Source organism: Pseudomonas sp. FSL R10-2964 (genome assembly GCF_009600035.1).
Taxonomy (GTDB): domain Bacteria; phylum Pseudomonadota; class Gammaproteobacteria; order Pseudomonadales; family Pseudomonadaceae; genus Aquipseudomonas; species Aquipseudomonas bubulae.
In genome coordinates, this window is record NZ_WIWH01000014.1 from 1 (window position 1) to 13379 (window position 13379).

Consider the following 13379-nt stretch of genomic DNA (forward strand, 5'->3'; position numbering starts at 1 on the left):
GCAACAAGTTTTGCGGCGATGGTCTCATTGGCCTGCGCTATGCGGTGCTTGCGACAATACTTTACGTACAGAGCCTAGCGTTCGCTATCGACTGCTTCCAGATTTGTAGGAACGCTAATTTTTTCACCTGAGCTTCTGGCTTGCTCCCGGTCTTCAGTGACTCGGTGAACTCGGTTCGGTTTAGGATGTGCCTAACGTCCTTCGGGATGCTTAGGCGGACGTGCCAATTTCCTGACCGTAGAACTAGGTTGTCGCTTGCCATTTTCGCCCCTGAGCCTTGGGTTTTGATGCCGAAAAGGTAGCTGAGTTTTTCTATAATTTGTAGCAAAAATTTGTAGCAAAATTGCTTATAGTGCCTGTAATCGTTGGTTTTAAAGGGCTGCAGAGTATGATTCGGAAAGTCCCTATCTCTCCGCCATTATTTGAAGAGCCCCGCAGATCAAGGTCTGCGGGGCTTTTTCGTATCTGGCATTTGACGACTCTAACCATCCCGAATTTTTTCCAGTTGGCTCTTTCCAATCAACTTGGGAATCAGGTGGCGGAGAATCCGTGTGATAAAAGACTTTTCGAACCACTACGTCATATTGAGCTGACTCTCCCTTCTCGAAATCGCCGAATCCAGCACCATCACTCAATGGCATCAACAAGGCGGATCAATACCCGCCGTTCCCTCTGCTGTGACCCTGAATGACTTGGGATAAGAACTTCGTTGGCGCATTTAAGGACAGTCGCGTCCGCGTAAAAAAAGCCGGGCAACATCGCCCTTAAATCTGGAGTTCGTAAGGTGTGTTGGCCGTTCCATTAGGGTCGGTTGTATAAAGTTGCAGTATTTAATTGCGGCTATGTGGCGAAGTGTATAGTGTCTCCTGCGTGAATTCTAATCGGAATCATTATCGTTTGCAGGGGGGGGGAAATGTCGGAAGTACTTCAGCTTGGTGCAACCTTTGTTGGTGCTCAACCAACCAGCACAGGGTATTCCACCTCGGTTAATTTCTCCCCGAGGCCTCCTTTAAAACCAAATGAACAATTTATTTCAGGCGGTTTTATCCAAAAGCTGATTGCTAACGGGGTGAATGTTTTCACTGCTGCTAATGTCTTAGATATTGAAGGGGCCATGAATGCATCATTAATTGGTTTGAATGGGTTGGACAGTAAGCAGCTGAAAGCACAGCTGACGATGCAAGCTGCAATTCAGAAAAACTTACTCAACGATCGTGCGAGTCGGGGGGCACAAGAATCAGTAGCTATTACAGCGCAGGAGCGTACTGAGATAGTTTACGCGGGCGCAACTTGGGCCCACAACACGGCTACGGTAGACCACAGTTCGCAGCCTGACTTCTTCGGTACACCTCTTATGTTTATGGCTGGACTTTACTATTGGCTGTATGGGAAGGGCAAAACTCGTTATGTGAATATTGGCTCTCTTAATTTGCAGATGGTGACGCGTGATATCCCACCAGTCAGGGACGCGGTAGCTGCCAATGGTCCTGGCACCTACCAAATTAACTCTCCGTTCACTTATAATACATTTGGACCGGGCTACTTGACCTCGTTTGCAGGTTTGCTTTTAGGCAGGGTCAGCGGGAATGTATCGGGAGTACTAACTATTGCTGCAAATGGAACCTATGTATTCACCGGTTCTTACACCCTCAATCCAGATGTATTCGATGCAGATCCTAGCCATCGCCCCCCAGTTCAAGAAGCGCTTACCACAATCCTCCGCTCTATCGGCGATCAGATTGGGCACGTCGATTTCACAACCGTGGTTTTGGGTTCGCAACCTCTCATATTGAAAGGGAGCAAATAAAATGGCTAGATCAGGGGTTAGCGCAATGGTAGGCGCTGCAGTTGCGATGATGGGGTTAGTTCTGCAAGGGTGTAATGGAGATTCTGACGTTTCCTGTTCCAAAGCAGATCGTGTTTTTTTTGAACATTCTATTCGAAGCCATTTACAGCGTAATCCAGGGGCAAATGGAGTTGTGGACTATTCTGCGGACGGTAGTGCGACATATGACAGCCATAATAATTGGTGGGCAGTACCTTTTGTCTCTAACGGAAAAAAAATGCTTGCTATCTTAAGTTGCGATGGGCGTGTTGAACTTTCAGAGCGTCTCTGATTTTTGCTCTCGTATTTGTATATGTTCACTCGGTATAAAGATAAAAAACTAAACGGGCAGCCGGCACTGGTGTGTTGCTGGATTTCAGAGAAGGGCAGGTGTGCCGCAGGTGAGTGCGGCACGGATGGTTAATTAACTAGCTGAAATTATTTAATATTTGAGGGGTTTTCGTGGGCGTCGATAAATGCGGTGCCCATTTCCCCTCAGGCAGACACCACCCGGTTGCGCCCGCTTTCCTTGGCACGGTAAAGGCGTTCGTCGGCCAGTTTTAGTACTTGCTGCGGTGTCATTGGCGCGCCGGCCTTGCTGGCAACACCTATGGAGATTGTCAGGTTGCCGACTTGCGGTATGCGAGCGTCTGCGATGCTTTGGCGTATGCGTTCGGCGATGGCTCTGGCCGTTTCTTGCGTGGTATCCGGTAGCAGCAGCGAAAATTCCTCCCCACCGCTGCGACATGCCAGGTCGTTTGCCCGTGAGTTCTGCTTGAGGATTTCGGCCACCTGCTTGAGTGCAACGTCGCCAGCGTCGTGCCCGAATGTGTCATTGACCCGCTTGAAATGATCAATATCCAGCGCCAGTACCGTGTAGGGCTGCTGGGTCTGCTCCAGCACGCTCAGTAACTCTTCCATGGCCCGGCGATTGGCCAGGCCGGTGAGAGGGTCACTTTGCGCCTCGTGGCTGAGGCGGCCAAGCTTTTGCTGCAGCAGTTGCACGCCCGCCAGCATGGCCTGGCGGATGGCCGAAGCATCGTGGTACCAGGCGTTGATACGTTGCAGCAACTCCGTAGTCTGCGGCGCGGACAGCTGTTGCGCCGCGGCAGACAGCAGGCGCAGGGGCCGGGCGATCAGCGTTGTGCCGACGAATACCAGTACCATCCCCAGAAGCCCGGCCGGAATCATGCCCGTGATCATGTCGTGCATAAGCCGGCGCAAGGTCGCCTGACTATGCTCCCTGGGTTGTTGCACCACTACCGCCCAATTTGAGTCCGGGACCTGGCTGTAACCTGCCAGCATTTCGACGCCTTCGGAATTCCTTATTTCCATCGAACCGCGTTCGCCGCCCAGGGCCGCATCAACCGCAAGGTTTTCACCAAGCACTTCAGAGATACGCGCAGGATTGGGGTGGTAGAGCAGTCGACGATTGCTGTCGGCCACAAACGCAAAAGTGCCTTCGTGATGAAAGTGACTGCTGATGACGGTGTGCAAGGCACTTTGATCAAGCAGGTAAATAGACCCGACCACGGCGCCGAGAAACACACCGGCCTTGCTGAAAACAGGTTCTGATACGAATACGATCAAGTTGCCCTGGCGGGATACATAGGTCGAGCTGACCAGTGCCCGGCGCTCTTGGAGTGCTTGCCTGATACCGCTGGCCGGAACGTTGGAGCCGACAATCTGCGCCTGCGGCGGATTCGAGGCCAGGACCTTGCCGTTGGCATCGAGGATTTCGACGGAGTTGAAATACTGATCCTGTGCCTCCAGCCTCAAGGCTTCTTCATGCAGCACCTGGGGATCGTCCCAGTGCTTGCCGAGGATTTTGGCGCTGTAGTTCAGGTTGTTGTGGGCTGCGCGCAAGAACTCACCAATGCTGGAGGCAACTTTTGCCGCATAGGCAGCATTGGACTCCAGGGTCGAATGGATCAGGGCGTCGCGTTGTACGCGATAGGCCACCACAAGGCTGTTGCACAGGGTCGCCAGGACTGACGCCAGAACAATGCAGAGGATCAGGCCGCGCAGGTTTACGGGCAATGGGCGTGATGGTTTAAAGCTGTCGGTCATGGGCATGTTCGATAAGCGCAAAAAAACTTGAATAGAGGTTTGGACTCCAGAACCTGGCGGTGCGCAGGTCACTAGCAGAGTAGGTAGGGGTGCGCGCTCTGTCACACCCGTAAACAAGAATAATTGCTGAGCTGCGGCTATCGCCCGCTTGCGGCCGACGGCGGGTGCCAATCACCAGTCGGTGGATTTATGCGTCATTGGTATAAGTGCTATCAATAAAGCCGCGTTTATCAATGAATTCCTACGCGCTAAGTTACTTCTGTATTGAATACGCGCACACCTCTGGTGGCCGTTTCCTACAGAAGTTTTAACTTGAAAGGGAGATTCCTGTGACGTTTACGGTGCTTAAAGCCACGTTTATGGCCGCAATGGTCGGCATGTCCGCCGCGGAGGCGGGGGACTACAAGACCAACCCGTTCACCCTGACCTACGCGGGTGCGATCACTCGCAACGAGCCAGGCAAAGTCAATATCCACCCGGTCACCTACAAGCTCAATGGCCTGGACATCGCCGCCAATGTGTACACCCCCGCCAATTACGATGCGGGCAAGAAATACCCCGCCATTGTCGTCGCGCACCCCAACGGCGGGGTCAAGGAACAGGTGGCGGGCCTGTATGCCCAGCGCCTGGCGGACAGGGGCTATATCACCATCACCGCCGACGCCGCCTACCAGGGCGCCAGCGGCGGTCAGCCGCGCAACGTGGACAAGCCTGCCAACCGTGTTGAAGACATCCACGGCATGGCCGATTTTATTGCCAGTTACCCCGGTGTTGACCCCCAACGTCTGGGCTTGCTGGGTATCTGCGGCGGCGGTGGCTATGCCTTGAAAGCCGGGCAGAGCGACAAGCGCTTCCAGTCGATTGCCACTGTGAGCATGTTCAATTCAGGGCTGGTACGCCGTAATGGCTTTATGGATTCGCAACTGGACACCCTCCAGGAGCGTCTGCAGCAGGCCACCGCTGCCCGTGCCCAGGAAGCGGCAGGTGGCGAAGTAATCTACACCGGCGATGTCAAACTCACCGACGAGCAGATCGCCAAGCTGCCCTTTGATCTGTATCGCGAAGGTTTCGAGTATTACGGCAAAACCCACGCCCACCCCAACTCGACCTTCAAATACACCTTCAGCAGCCTGCTGGACCTGATGAGCTTCGACGCCACCAACCAGCTCGAATTGCTCAACAAACCGTTGCTGATGATTGCCGGCAGCAAGGCCGACACCCTGTATATGACCGAGCAGGCGTTCGCCAGGGCCACGGGCACCCAGGACAAGACACTGTTCAAGATCGATGGTGCGACCCATATCCAGACCTACTGGGTGCCTGAATATGTGGACACTGCCATTAACCAGCTGGCTGATTTCTATGCCAGAACACTCTGATTCCGGGAGGTTTGCATGAAGCGGACACTGTGGACACTTGCCATGTGTGTTGCGGCCCCCCTGGCGGGTGCCGCCGGATCGTCAGCCGTTGACGACAAGGCCCGGGCGCAGCAGATCACCCGCAGCGCCGACCAGGCCTCGACAGCGGGTCCCGAGGACTACTTTACCGGGCAGGTACGGGTCGATCCGCTGTTTGCCGCCAGCGAGGAAATCAACGCTTCGGGTGCCTACGTCACCTTTGCGCCGGGCTCCCGCTCCGCCTGGCACACTCACCCGGCCGGGCAGCGGCTGGTGGTGGTGTCCGGCGTGGGACTGACCCAGGAGTGGGGCAAGCCGGTGCAGCAAATCCACCCCGGCGATGTGGTGGTTTGCCCACCGGGCGTCAAACACTGGCACGGCGCCGCAGCGGACGGTGCCATGACTCATCTGGCCGTCACCGGCAGCGTGGACGGTAAGAGCGTGACCTGGATGGAGAAAGTGACGGATGAGCAATACCAGAGCCGTTAAGTTTCAGAGCCCTGCCATGCTGGCTGCGGGGTGGACGGGCAAAGCCGTGAGCTGGCACCTCCTCAGCCTGGGTAACGCAAGGCTTCGCGCAGCAGGGTGAAGGCCGGGGAGGACTGGCGTCGGCTCGGGTAGTAGAGGTGGTAGCCGGAGTAGGGTTCGCACCAGTCCTCCAGCACACGGATCAGGCGGCCCTGCTCGATATAGGGCCGTACCACGTCTTCCGGCATATAGGCCAGGCCCAGCCCCTGCAGGACTGATTCCAGGCGCATGGCAATGTTGTTGAACACCAGTTGGCCTTCGATCCGCACGTTGAGTGCCTGGCCGTATTTTTCGAATTCCCACATAAACAGGCCGCCGTGGGTAGGCATGCGCAGGGTGATGCAGTTGTGCGCCATGAGATCGGCCGGGATCACCGGCTTGGGGTAGTGGCTGAAGTAAGCGGGGGAGCCGATCACCGCCATGCGCATATCGGGCCCGATGCGCATGGCAATCATGTCCTTGGCCACCTGTTCGCCCAGGCGCACGCCAGCATCGAAGCCCTCGGCGACGATATCGGTCAGGCCGTAGTCGACGATAATCTCGATGCTCAAGTCCGGGTGGTCGGGCAGCAGCCGCGCCAGCACCGGCTGCAGCACCGCAATCGCCGCATGCTCCCCTGCGGTGATGCGCAATTTGCCCGCTGGCCGGTCACGGAACTTGCTGAGCAGCGCCAGCTCGCTGTTGATCTCGTCGAAGCGTGGGGCGATCACCTGCAGCAGGTGCTCGCCCGCCTGGGTCGGGGCAACGCTGCGGGTAGTGCGCGCCAGCAGGCGCACCCCCAGGCGTTCCTCGAGCTGGCGCATGGCCCGGCTCAGGGCCGGTTGCGACATGCCCAGGCGGGCGGCGGCGCGGGTAAAGCTGCGCTCCTGGGCAACTACCGCGAAGATCGCCAGTTGGTCGTAGCTTTCAACCGTCATATCGCCGTCCCTGTGCAGTGGCCCGTCAAACGATGGCGGGGTACTCGGCCAGGGTGTCCGGCCACGGGCTCAGCACCTCAAAGCCGTCGTCAGTCACGGCCACCATATGCTCCCACTGGGCCGACAGCGAGCCATCCCTGGTCACGACAGTCCAGTGGTCAGGCAGCGTCTTCACATGGCGCTTGCCAGCGTTAAGCATCGGTTCGATGGTGAAAATCATGCCGGTCTTGAGCTTCATGCCCTGGCCCGGATAACCGTAGTGCAGCACCTGCGGTTCGTCGTGATAGACCTTGCCGATGCCGTGGCCGCAATACTCGCGTACCACACTGAAGCCTTCTTTCTCGGCCAGGGTCTGGATGGCGTGGCCGATATCGCCCAGGGTTGCGCCCGGGCGGACCATGCGGATCCCGGCACACATGGCTTCGTAGGTAGTTTTCACCAGATGCCGGGCTGCGGGGCTTGGCTCGCCGACAAAGTACATGCGGCTGGTATCGCCGAACCAGCCATCCTTGACCACGGCGATATCGATATTGACGATATCGCCGTCGCGCAGCACGCGGTTGGACGGGATGCCGTGACATACCACTTCATTGACCGAAGCACATACGGTTTTGGGGAAACCGTGATAGCCCACGTTGCCGGGGATGGCCTTTTGCACGTTGACGATGTAATCGTGGCAGATCCGGTCGAGCTGGTCGGTGGTGACCCCGGCCTTGACGTGCTCGGCGATCATGGCCAGCACTTCGGCGGCCAGCTTGCCCGCGACCTTGGACTGGGCGATTTGCGCCGGGGTGTTGATAACGACGCTGGCCTTCATGAATGTGCTCCGGTTGCGAGGGGGGTGTCTTGCAGTGCCACATTCAAGTCCAGGCCGCCAGCCTGCTCGGCCCGCACCAGCAGGCGGCAGATCTGGTTGTGATCAAGGTTGGGGTGCAGTTCGGACAGCATGCCGATCCGCATCCAGTGCTCGGCTTGTGCATTGATCGAGCGGCTCAGCGCGTTGCTGGCGACCCGCAGGTTTTCGTGCATCTGCTCGGATATCTTGACGATGCCCATCAGCGTTCCAATATGAAATGTATATGGAACGTATATTAGGCGAGAGCTGCTCGTGATCGCAAGCTGTAGCGGTTTTCAATCGTGTAGAAACTCTGTTTCCGGTCAAGGTCTCCCTGTGGGAGCGGGCTTGCTCGCGATGCATGCGGCGCGGTCTGTCAGGTAAACCGCGTCAATTTCATCGCGAGCAAGCCCGCTCCCACAAAGTACTGCGGTTATTGGAGAGTTAATCAGCGCCACAAGTTGACTTTGGCCAGGTCGATCAGCTCCCGGGCGCGGCCGTCCATCACGGTCTTGAGCATAAACAGGCTGAAGCCCTTGGCCTGTTCGAACGTCTTGGTCGGCGGCATGACCAGCTCCTGACGGGCGCTGACCACATCCACCAGCACCGGGCCGTCATGGGCGAAGGCTTCGCGCAGCGCCGCTTCCAGTTCGGATGGATGCTCCACGCGAATCCCTTTAACCCCCATGGCCTGGGCCATTGCCGCAAAGTCCGGATTTTTCAGGTCGCAACCCACATCCGGGAAGCCCGCTGCCTTCATTTCCATTTCGACAAAACCCAGGGTGCCGTTGTTGAGCACGATGACCTTGACCGGCAAGCCCACCTGGCTGAGGGTGAGGAAGTCACCCATCATCATGGTGAAACCACCGTCGCCGGACATTGAGATAACCTGGCGATCCGGGTATGTCGCCTGTGCGCCGATGGCCTGCAGCATGGCATTGGCCATGGAGCCGTGGTTGAACGAGCCGATCAGGCGCCGTTTGCCGTTCATTTTCAAATAGCGGGCTGCCCACGCAGTGGGGGTGCCAACGTCGCAGGTGAAAATCGCATCCTCTGCCGCCAGCTCACTGACCAGCCGGTTGAGGTACTGGGGGTGGATGATAGAGCTGCCAGGGCCACTTTCCGCCAGGGCGTCGAGGTCTTCCCGGGCTTTTTTGTAATCGTCCAGCGCCTGGTCGAGGTGGTCGCGGTCGGGGTTTTGCATCACCTTGGGCAATACTGCCTCAAGTGTCAGCTTCACATCACCGAGCAGCCCCAGTTGCAGCGGGCAGCGATTGCCCAGGGCTTCGGGGCGCAGGTCGATCTGTGCGATATAACTGTGCTCGGGATAGAACTGGCGATAAGGAAAGTTGGTGCCCAGCATCAGCAGGGTGTCGCAGTTCATCATCGCCTTGTAACCCGAGGCGAAGCCGATCAGGCCGGTCATGCCGACGTCATAGGGGTTGTCGTATTCGACATGTTCCTTGCCGCGCAGGGCATGCACGATGGGCGCGTTCAACCGCTCGGCCAGGGCCAGGATTTCGCTATGGGCACCAGCGCAGCCTGCGCCGCACAGCAGTGTGACTTTCTTGCCGTCATTGAGAAACGACGCCAGCCGGTCGATATCGGGCGGGGCGGGACAGACCAGCGGCTGGGCAGGCTTGAGCCATTGCGCCACCTTGGCCTCGGTCGCTTGCAGCGCCACATCCCCCGGAATCACTACCACCGCCACTCCGCGTTTGGCGATGGCTGTGCGCATGGCCCGATGCAAAATCTGCGGCAGCTGCTCTGGGCGGGACACCAGTTCAACGTAGTGGCTGCATTCCTTGAACAGGCTTTCGGGGTGGGTGGCCTGAAAATAGTCGATACCGATTTCGCTGCCGGGGATGTGAGCGGCCAGTGCCAGCACCGGTACTCCGCTGCGATGGGCGTCGAACAGGCCATTGATCAAGTGCAGGTTGCCGGGGCCACAGCTGCCGGCGCAAACCGCCAGCTCGCCGGTCAAATGGGCTTCGGCCCCGGCGGCGAATGCGGCGGACTCCTCGTTGCGCATATGGATCCACTCAATCTGCTCCTGGCGACGCAAGGCGTCGGTAAAGCCATTGAGGGAATCACCCACCACGCCAAATACACGCTTTACGCCGGCTTGCAGCAGGGTTTCGGTGATGAAATCGGCAACCGTTCTGGTCATGGTGCGGGCTCCTCGAAGCAGTAGGGTGGATCAAGCAGGATAGACACTGCATGCGACCTTGCCGGGGATTGAAACGTTCACAGAGCCCGCTCCCACAGAGGCTTGATTGTTTAGCGCCGATGTAACCAAAGGTATAAATCCCTGCATTTAAACAACCCACCCGGGCGTGTGAGGCTGGGTTCCCTTTTTGGCAACGGTTGCAGGTATGAGCAGCATTCAGTGCCCCTGGCAGGCCTTCTGGGCCCTGTTTCACTGCCGTCATGCCCGCCCGCCGGATCTTCATCGTGCCGTCAAATCCTGAATATGTGCGCCCCGGCGCCTGTCTGATACGAACCGATGAGAATTGCCATGAGTGCTGCAACCGCGTTTGCCCCGCTGCAACAAGCCCTGGATTTTCTGGAATTACATCCCCACATCGAGATGTTCGAACTGTTCATCATCGACAATAACGGCGTGCCTCGCGGCAAGTTGCTGCACCGCGACGAGTTGCTGGCGGTCTACGAGAGCGGTCGGCCGCTGCCGAGCACGATTCTGGGCTTGAGCATTAACGGCGATGATGTGGAAAACACCGGCCTGGTGTGGGATGTGGGCGATATCGACTGCCGTGCCTATCCCGTCAGCGGCAGTTTGCAGCCCATGCCGTGGCGCCTTATTCCCACGGCGGCAGTGCAGGTCAGCATGCATCCCCAACAGGGCATGCCCGCCACAGTGGCCGACCCCCGGCACTTGCTGGCCAAGGTTATCGATGGCCTCAAGGCCGATGGCTATTACCCGGTGATGGCGGCGGAGCTGGAGTTTTATCTGCTCGATCAGCAGCGCGACAGCAACGGTCGCCCGCAACCGGCCCGTGATGCTGATGGCCAGCGCCCGCGGGCGACCCAGGTTTACGGTTTGCGCGAGCTGGAGCAGATCGAGCCGTTTCTGGCCGATTTGTACAGCGCTTGCAAGCTCCAGGGGATACCTGCACGCACGGCGATTTCCGAATATGCGCCGGGGCAGGTGGAAATTACCCTGGAGCATCGCAGTGACGCGCTGCAGGCAATGGACGAAGCGGTGCGCTACAAGCGCCTGGTCAAAGGCGTGGCGCACAAGCACGGGATGGTTGCCTGCTTTATGGCCAAGCCTTTCGATGATCTGGCCGGTACCGGCATGCACATGCATGTGAGCCTGGCCGACAAGGACGGCAACAACCTGTTTGCCAGCGAGGCACCGGACGGTACGCCGTTACTCAGGCAGGCGGTGGGCGGAATGCTCAGCACTTTGCTCGATTCACTGTTGATGTTTTGCCCCAATGCCAACTCCTACCGCCGATTCCAGAGCAACAGTTATGCGCCGCTGGCCGCTACCTGGGGCGTGGACAACCGTACGGTGAGCCTGCGGGTGCCCGGTGGTCCGGCGTTTTCACGGCATATCGAACACCGCATATGTGGTGCCGATGCCAATCCGTACCTGGCCGCGGCAGCTATTCTGGCAGGAATCCATCGTGGCATTCGCGAGCAACTCGACCCGGGTGCGCCGGTCGAAGGCAATGGCTATGCCCAGGCCAGCGAGCGGTTGCCGACCGACTGGCTGACCACCTTGCGGGCGTTGCAGGCTTCGGAGTGGGCAAAAGAAGCCTTCGGTCCGGAGTTTCTCAAGGTCTACCTGGCCGTGAAAAACGCGGAATACCGTCAATTCATGGGCGAAGTGGGCGAGCAGGACTGGCGCTGGTATTTGCAGCAGGCGTGACCCGCCTGTTTTCATGGTTTTGTGACAATTTTTTCACTGGTGCCCCGATAATCTCTGCGTTGATCATCATCAAACACAAGAGTTCGCGGGCCCATGTCATCGCAGCCACCTTCCACCCCTATAGAGCATGAGCTCGCCGAGCAGTTTGACCGCGAGCATGCGAAGGTTTGCCTGCAAGTACAGCCCCAAGGGCTTGCCCGCAGGTTCGTGTTGTGGCGCGAGCGGCGCCTGGTGCGCCGGGCGCTCAAGGTTGCGGGCGAGCCTGGACTGATCCTGGATCTGGCTTGCGGAGCCGGGCGTTTCTGGCCGATTTTGGCCGAGCATGGCAATCGGGTGATCCTGGCCTGCGACTCGTCGCAGGCCATGCTCGATCACGCACAAACCCACCATCCCGCCGGCCTGCTGGCGCGCATCAAACTGTTTCAAAGCTCGGTGTTTTCCATCGATATTTCGGAAAACGCCGTGGACTGCATTTTTTGCATGCAGTTGTTCCACCATGTGCGCGACAGCGATCATCGCCAGGCCATTTTGCGCGAGCTGCACAGGGTCAGTCGTGACGGCCTGATCCTTTCTGTGCCCCTTGGTCGTGCGGCGGAGCAGGGCTGTGATCCGCTCCGTATCGTGGTGAACAAGGACGAAATTGAAGGTCAATTTGAGCGGGCAGGCTTCAGTATCCTCAAACAGTACGAAGTGCTGCCCGGTTGTGGCATGGGCAGCATCTACATCTTGCGCAAGGACATTTAGTCCAGGGCCTTGAGCACCTCGTATGCCAACTTGACCCGTGCGTCGTTGGGGTAGTTCTTGTTGGCCAGAATGAAGATCGATTTTTGCTTGGCAGGCACAAACACTGCGTAGGCACCAAAGCCGCCGGTTGAGCCGGTCTTGTTGACCCATACCGCCTGTTGTGGGGCCAGAGGCGGATTCAGGGCGATGGCGTCATTGTTTTCATAGGCCATGTTGTTCGAGTTGCCTTCCAACAGCGATTTGAGCTCGACAGGGTAAGGGTACTGTTCCCAGATCAGATCCTGCGTCATGGGGCCCACGCGGAAATAACCGATGTGCGTGTCAGCCAGAGCCTTGCGAATCTGCGGGCTGGTTTCGCCCTGGCCCAGGTTGAGCTCGGTAAAGTGGATCAGGTCGCGGGCGCTGGTTTTCACGCCATAGGCTTCATTGCCGAGCACGCCGGAGTTAAGCCTGACCGGTGCATCCTGCTTGTCGTAGCCCTGGGCATACAACGTCATTTTGCTGGCGGGCACGGTGTAGTAGGTGTTGTGCAGCCCCAGTGCCGGGAACAGTTGTTGCTCCATTGCCTGGGTGAACGGCAGGTTCAGGCTTTTGGCGGCAATCACGCCGAGCATGCCGATGCTTGGATTGGCGTAGCTGCGCTGGGTGCCCATCGGGTAGGCGGGTTTCCAGCGTTTGAGGTAATCCATCAACTGGCGCTCGTCCTGCACGCTGTCCGGCAGCTGCAAAGGGAAGCCGCCTGCAGTATGGGTGGCCAGATGGGCCAGGGTTACCTTGCCAAAGGGCGTGCCTTCAAGTTCCGGCTCGTGTTTACCGACGGTATCGCTCAGTGAAAGTTTGCCCTGGGCCTGGGCATAAGTGGCCAGGGTGGCGGTAAACAGTTTGCTGACCGAGCCAACCTCGAACAGTGTGTCGGGGGTCACTGGCTCTTTACTGGCCTTGGACGCGACACCGAAGCTGTAAAAGTGTTGCTTGCCGTTAGCGCTCACGGCGATGACCAGGCCGGGCACGGCGTATTCTTGCATTACGTGCCTGGCGCCGTTTTGCACCACTGTATCCAGGTCAGAACCCTTTGCCAGTGCACTACTGGCAAAAGAGCAAAGGCCTATCAGCGAAAGTGTCAGTGCTGACAGTTTGCAGGTCATTTTCATGGGGTATCCTCGGT

The 13379-nt window shown here is 58.0% G+C and carries 11 protein-coding genes and 1 pseudogene; 5 read left to right on the top strand and 7 right to left on the bottom strand.

The features are described from left to right. Positions 1-61: 61 nt before the first annotated feature. On the bottom strand, positions 62-262 hold the full coding sequence (locus GHN92_RS24435; RefSeq protein WP_372239738.1) for a DUF6538 domain-containing protein: 201 nt from the start codon (positions 260-262) through the stop codon (positions 62-64). Between the two features lie 651 nt (positions 263-913). Here GHN92_RS24435 and GHN92_RS09650 point away from each other — a divergent pair. Beyond that, positions 914-1807, top strand: coding sequence for a lipid II-degrading bacteriocin (locus GHN92_RS09650; protein WP_153379973.1), 894 nt, complete (start codon positions 914-916; stop codon positions 1805-1807). A 513-nt stretch (positions 1808-2320) separates the two neighbouring features. On the opposite strand, the gene GHN92_RS09655 is transcribed toward GHN92_RS09650, so the two are convergent. Continuing rightward, complete coding sequence (locus tag GHN92_RS09655) at positions 2321-3895, bottom strand: diguanylate cyclase (protein WP_133144903.1); 1575 nt, start codon at positions 3893-3895, stop codon at positions 2321-2323. A 329-nt stretch (positions 3896-4224) separates the two neighbouring features. On the opposite strand from GHN92_RS09655, the gene GHN92_RS09660 reads away from it, so the two are divergent. Beyond that, positions 4225-5274 carry an alpha/beta hydrolase gene (locus GHN92_RS09660; protein WP_133144904.1) on the top strand — a complete coding sequence of 350 codons (1050 nt, stop codon included), beginning with the start codon at positions 4225-4227 and terminating at the stop codon, positions 5272-5274. 15 nt (positions 5275-5289) lie between these two features. Further along, positions 5290-5778, top strand: a pseudogene (locus tag GHN92_RS09665) (cupin domain-containing protein); the annotation flags it as partial. Between the two features lie 65 nt (positions 5779-5843). Here GHN92_RS09665 and GHN92_RS09670 read toward each other — a convergent pair. The 4 genes from GHN92_RS09670 to poxB all read right to left on the bottom strand — a co-directional run bounded on the left by GHN92_RS09670 (position 5844) and on the right by poxB (position 9742). Next, entirely contained in the window at positions 5844-6737 is an 894-nt protein-coding gene (locus GHN92_RS09670; RefSeq protein WP_133144905.1) for a LysR family transcriptional regulator, read from the bottom strand. Between the two features lie 25 nt (positions 6738-6762). Beyond that, complete coding sequence (map, locus tag GHN92_RS09675; RefSeq protein WP_095025138.1) at positions 6763-7554, bottom strand: type I methionyl aminopeptidase; 792 nt, start codon at positions 7552-7554, stop codon at positions 6763-6765. Continuing rightward, positions 7551-7793: a ParD-like family protein gene (locus tag GHN92_RS09680; protein WP_016780087.1), complete on the bottom strand. Its 243-nt coding sequence runs from the start codon at positions 7791-7793 to the stop codon at positions 7551-7553. Before GHN92_RS09680 ends, map begins: the two co-directional genes overlap by 4 nt. A gap of 227 nt (positions 7794-8020) precedes the next feature. Beyond that, entirely contained in the window at positions 8021-9742 is a 1722-nt protein-coding gene (gene poxB / locus GHN92_RS09685) for a ubiquinone-dependent pyruvate dehydrogenase (protein ID WP_095025137.1), read from the bottom strand. Between the two features lie 348 nt (positions 9743-10090). Here poxB and GHN92_RS09690 point away from each other — a divergent pair, with 348 nt between their 5' ends. Both GHN92_RS09690 and GHN92_RS09695 read left to right on the top strand, forming a co-directional pair. Continuing rightward, positions 10091-11470 carry a glutamine synthetase family protein gene (locus tag GHN92_RS09690; protein WP_133144906.1) on the top strand — a complete coding sequence of 460 codons (1380 nt, stop codon included), beginning with the start codon at positions 10091-10093 and terminating at the stop codon, positions 11468-11470. A gap of 93 nt (positions 11471-11563) precedes the next feature. Then, the gene (locus GHN92_RS09695; protein ID WP_095019348.1) at positions 11564-12214 is read left to right on the top strand and encodes a bifunctional 2-polyprenyl-6-hydroxyphenol methylase/3-demethylubiquinol 3-O-methyltransferase UbiG; all 651 of its coding nucleotides are present in this window, start codon (positions 11564-11566) and stop codon (positions 12212-12214) included. Here the strand turns inward: GHN92_RS09695 and ampC are convergent. Beyond that, the gene (gene ampC, locus GHN92_RS09700) at positions 12211-13365 is read right to left on the bottom strand and encodes a class C beta-lactamase (protein WP_133144907.1); all 1155 of its coding nucleotides are present in this window, start codon (positions 13363-13365) and stop codon (positions 12211-12213) included. The two genes, GHN92_RS09695 and ampC, sit on opposite strands and share 4 nt — an antisense overlap. Positions 13366-13379: the final 14 nt, after the last annotated feature.

Bases quoted from the DNA above. Each gene is read 5' to 3' on its own strand.
- GHN92_RS24435 (WP_372239738.1), bottom strand. From the start codon at position 262: ATGGCAAGCGACAACCTAGTTCTACGGTCAGGAAATTGGCACGTCCGC.
- GHN92_RS09650 (WP_153379973.1), top strand. From the start codon at position 914: ATGTCGGAAGTACTTCAGCTTGGTGCAACCTTTGTTGGTGCTCAACCA.
- GHN92_RS09655 (WP_133144903.1), bottom strand. From the start codon at position 3,895: ATGACCGACAGCTTTAAACCATCACGCCCATTGCCCGTAAACCTGCGC.
- GHN92_RS09670 (WP_133144905.1), bottom strand. From the start codon at position 6,737: ATGACGGTTGAAAGCTACGACCAACTGGCGATCTTCGCGGTAGTTGCC.
- map (WP_095025138.1), bottom strand. From the start codon at position 7,554: ATGAAGGCCAGCGTCGTTATCAACACCCCGGCGCAAATCGCCCAGTCC.
- GHN92_RS09680 (WP_016780087.1), bottom strand. From the start codon at position 7,793: ATGGGCATCGTCAAGATATCCGAGCAGATGCACGAAAACCTGCGGGTC.
- poxB (WP_095025137.1), bottom strand. From the start codon at position 9,742: ATGACCAGAACGGTTGCCGATTTCATCACCGAAACCCTGCTGCAAGCC.
- GHN92_RS09690 (WP_133144906.1), top strand. From the start codon at position 10,091: ATGAGTGCTGCAACCGCGTTTGCCCCGCTGCAACAAGCCCTGGATTTT.
- GHN92_RS09695 (WP_095019348.1), top strand. From the start codon at position 11,564: ATGTCATCGCAGCCACCTTCCACCCCTATAGAGCATGAGCTCGCCGAG.
- ampC (WP_133144907.1), bottom strand. From the start codon at position 13,365: ATGAAAATGACCTGCAAACTGTCAGCACTGACACTTTCGCTGATAGGC.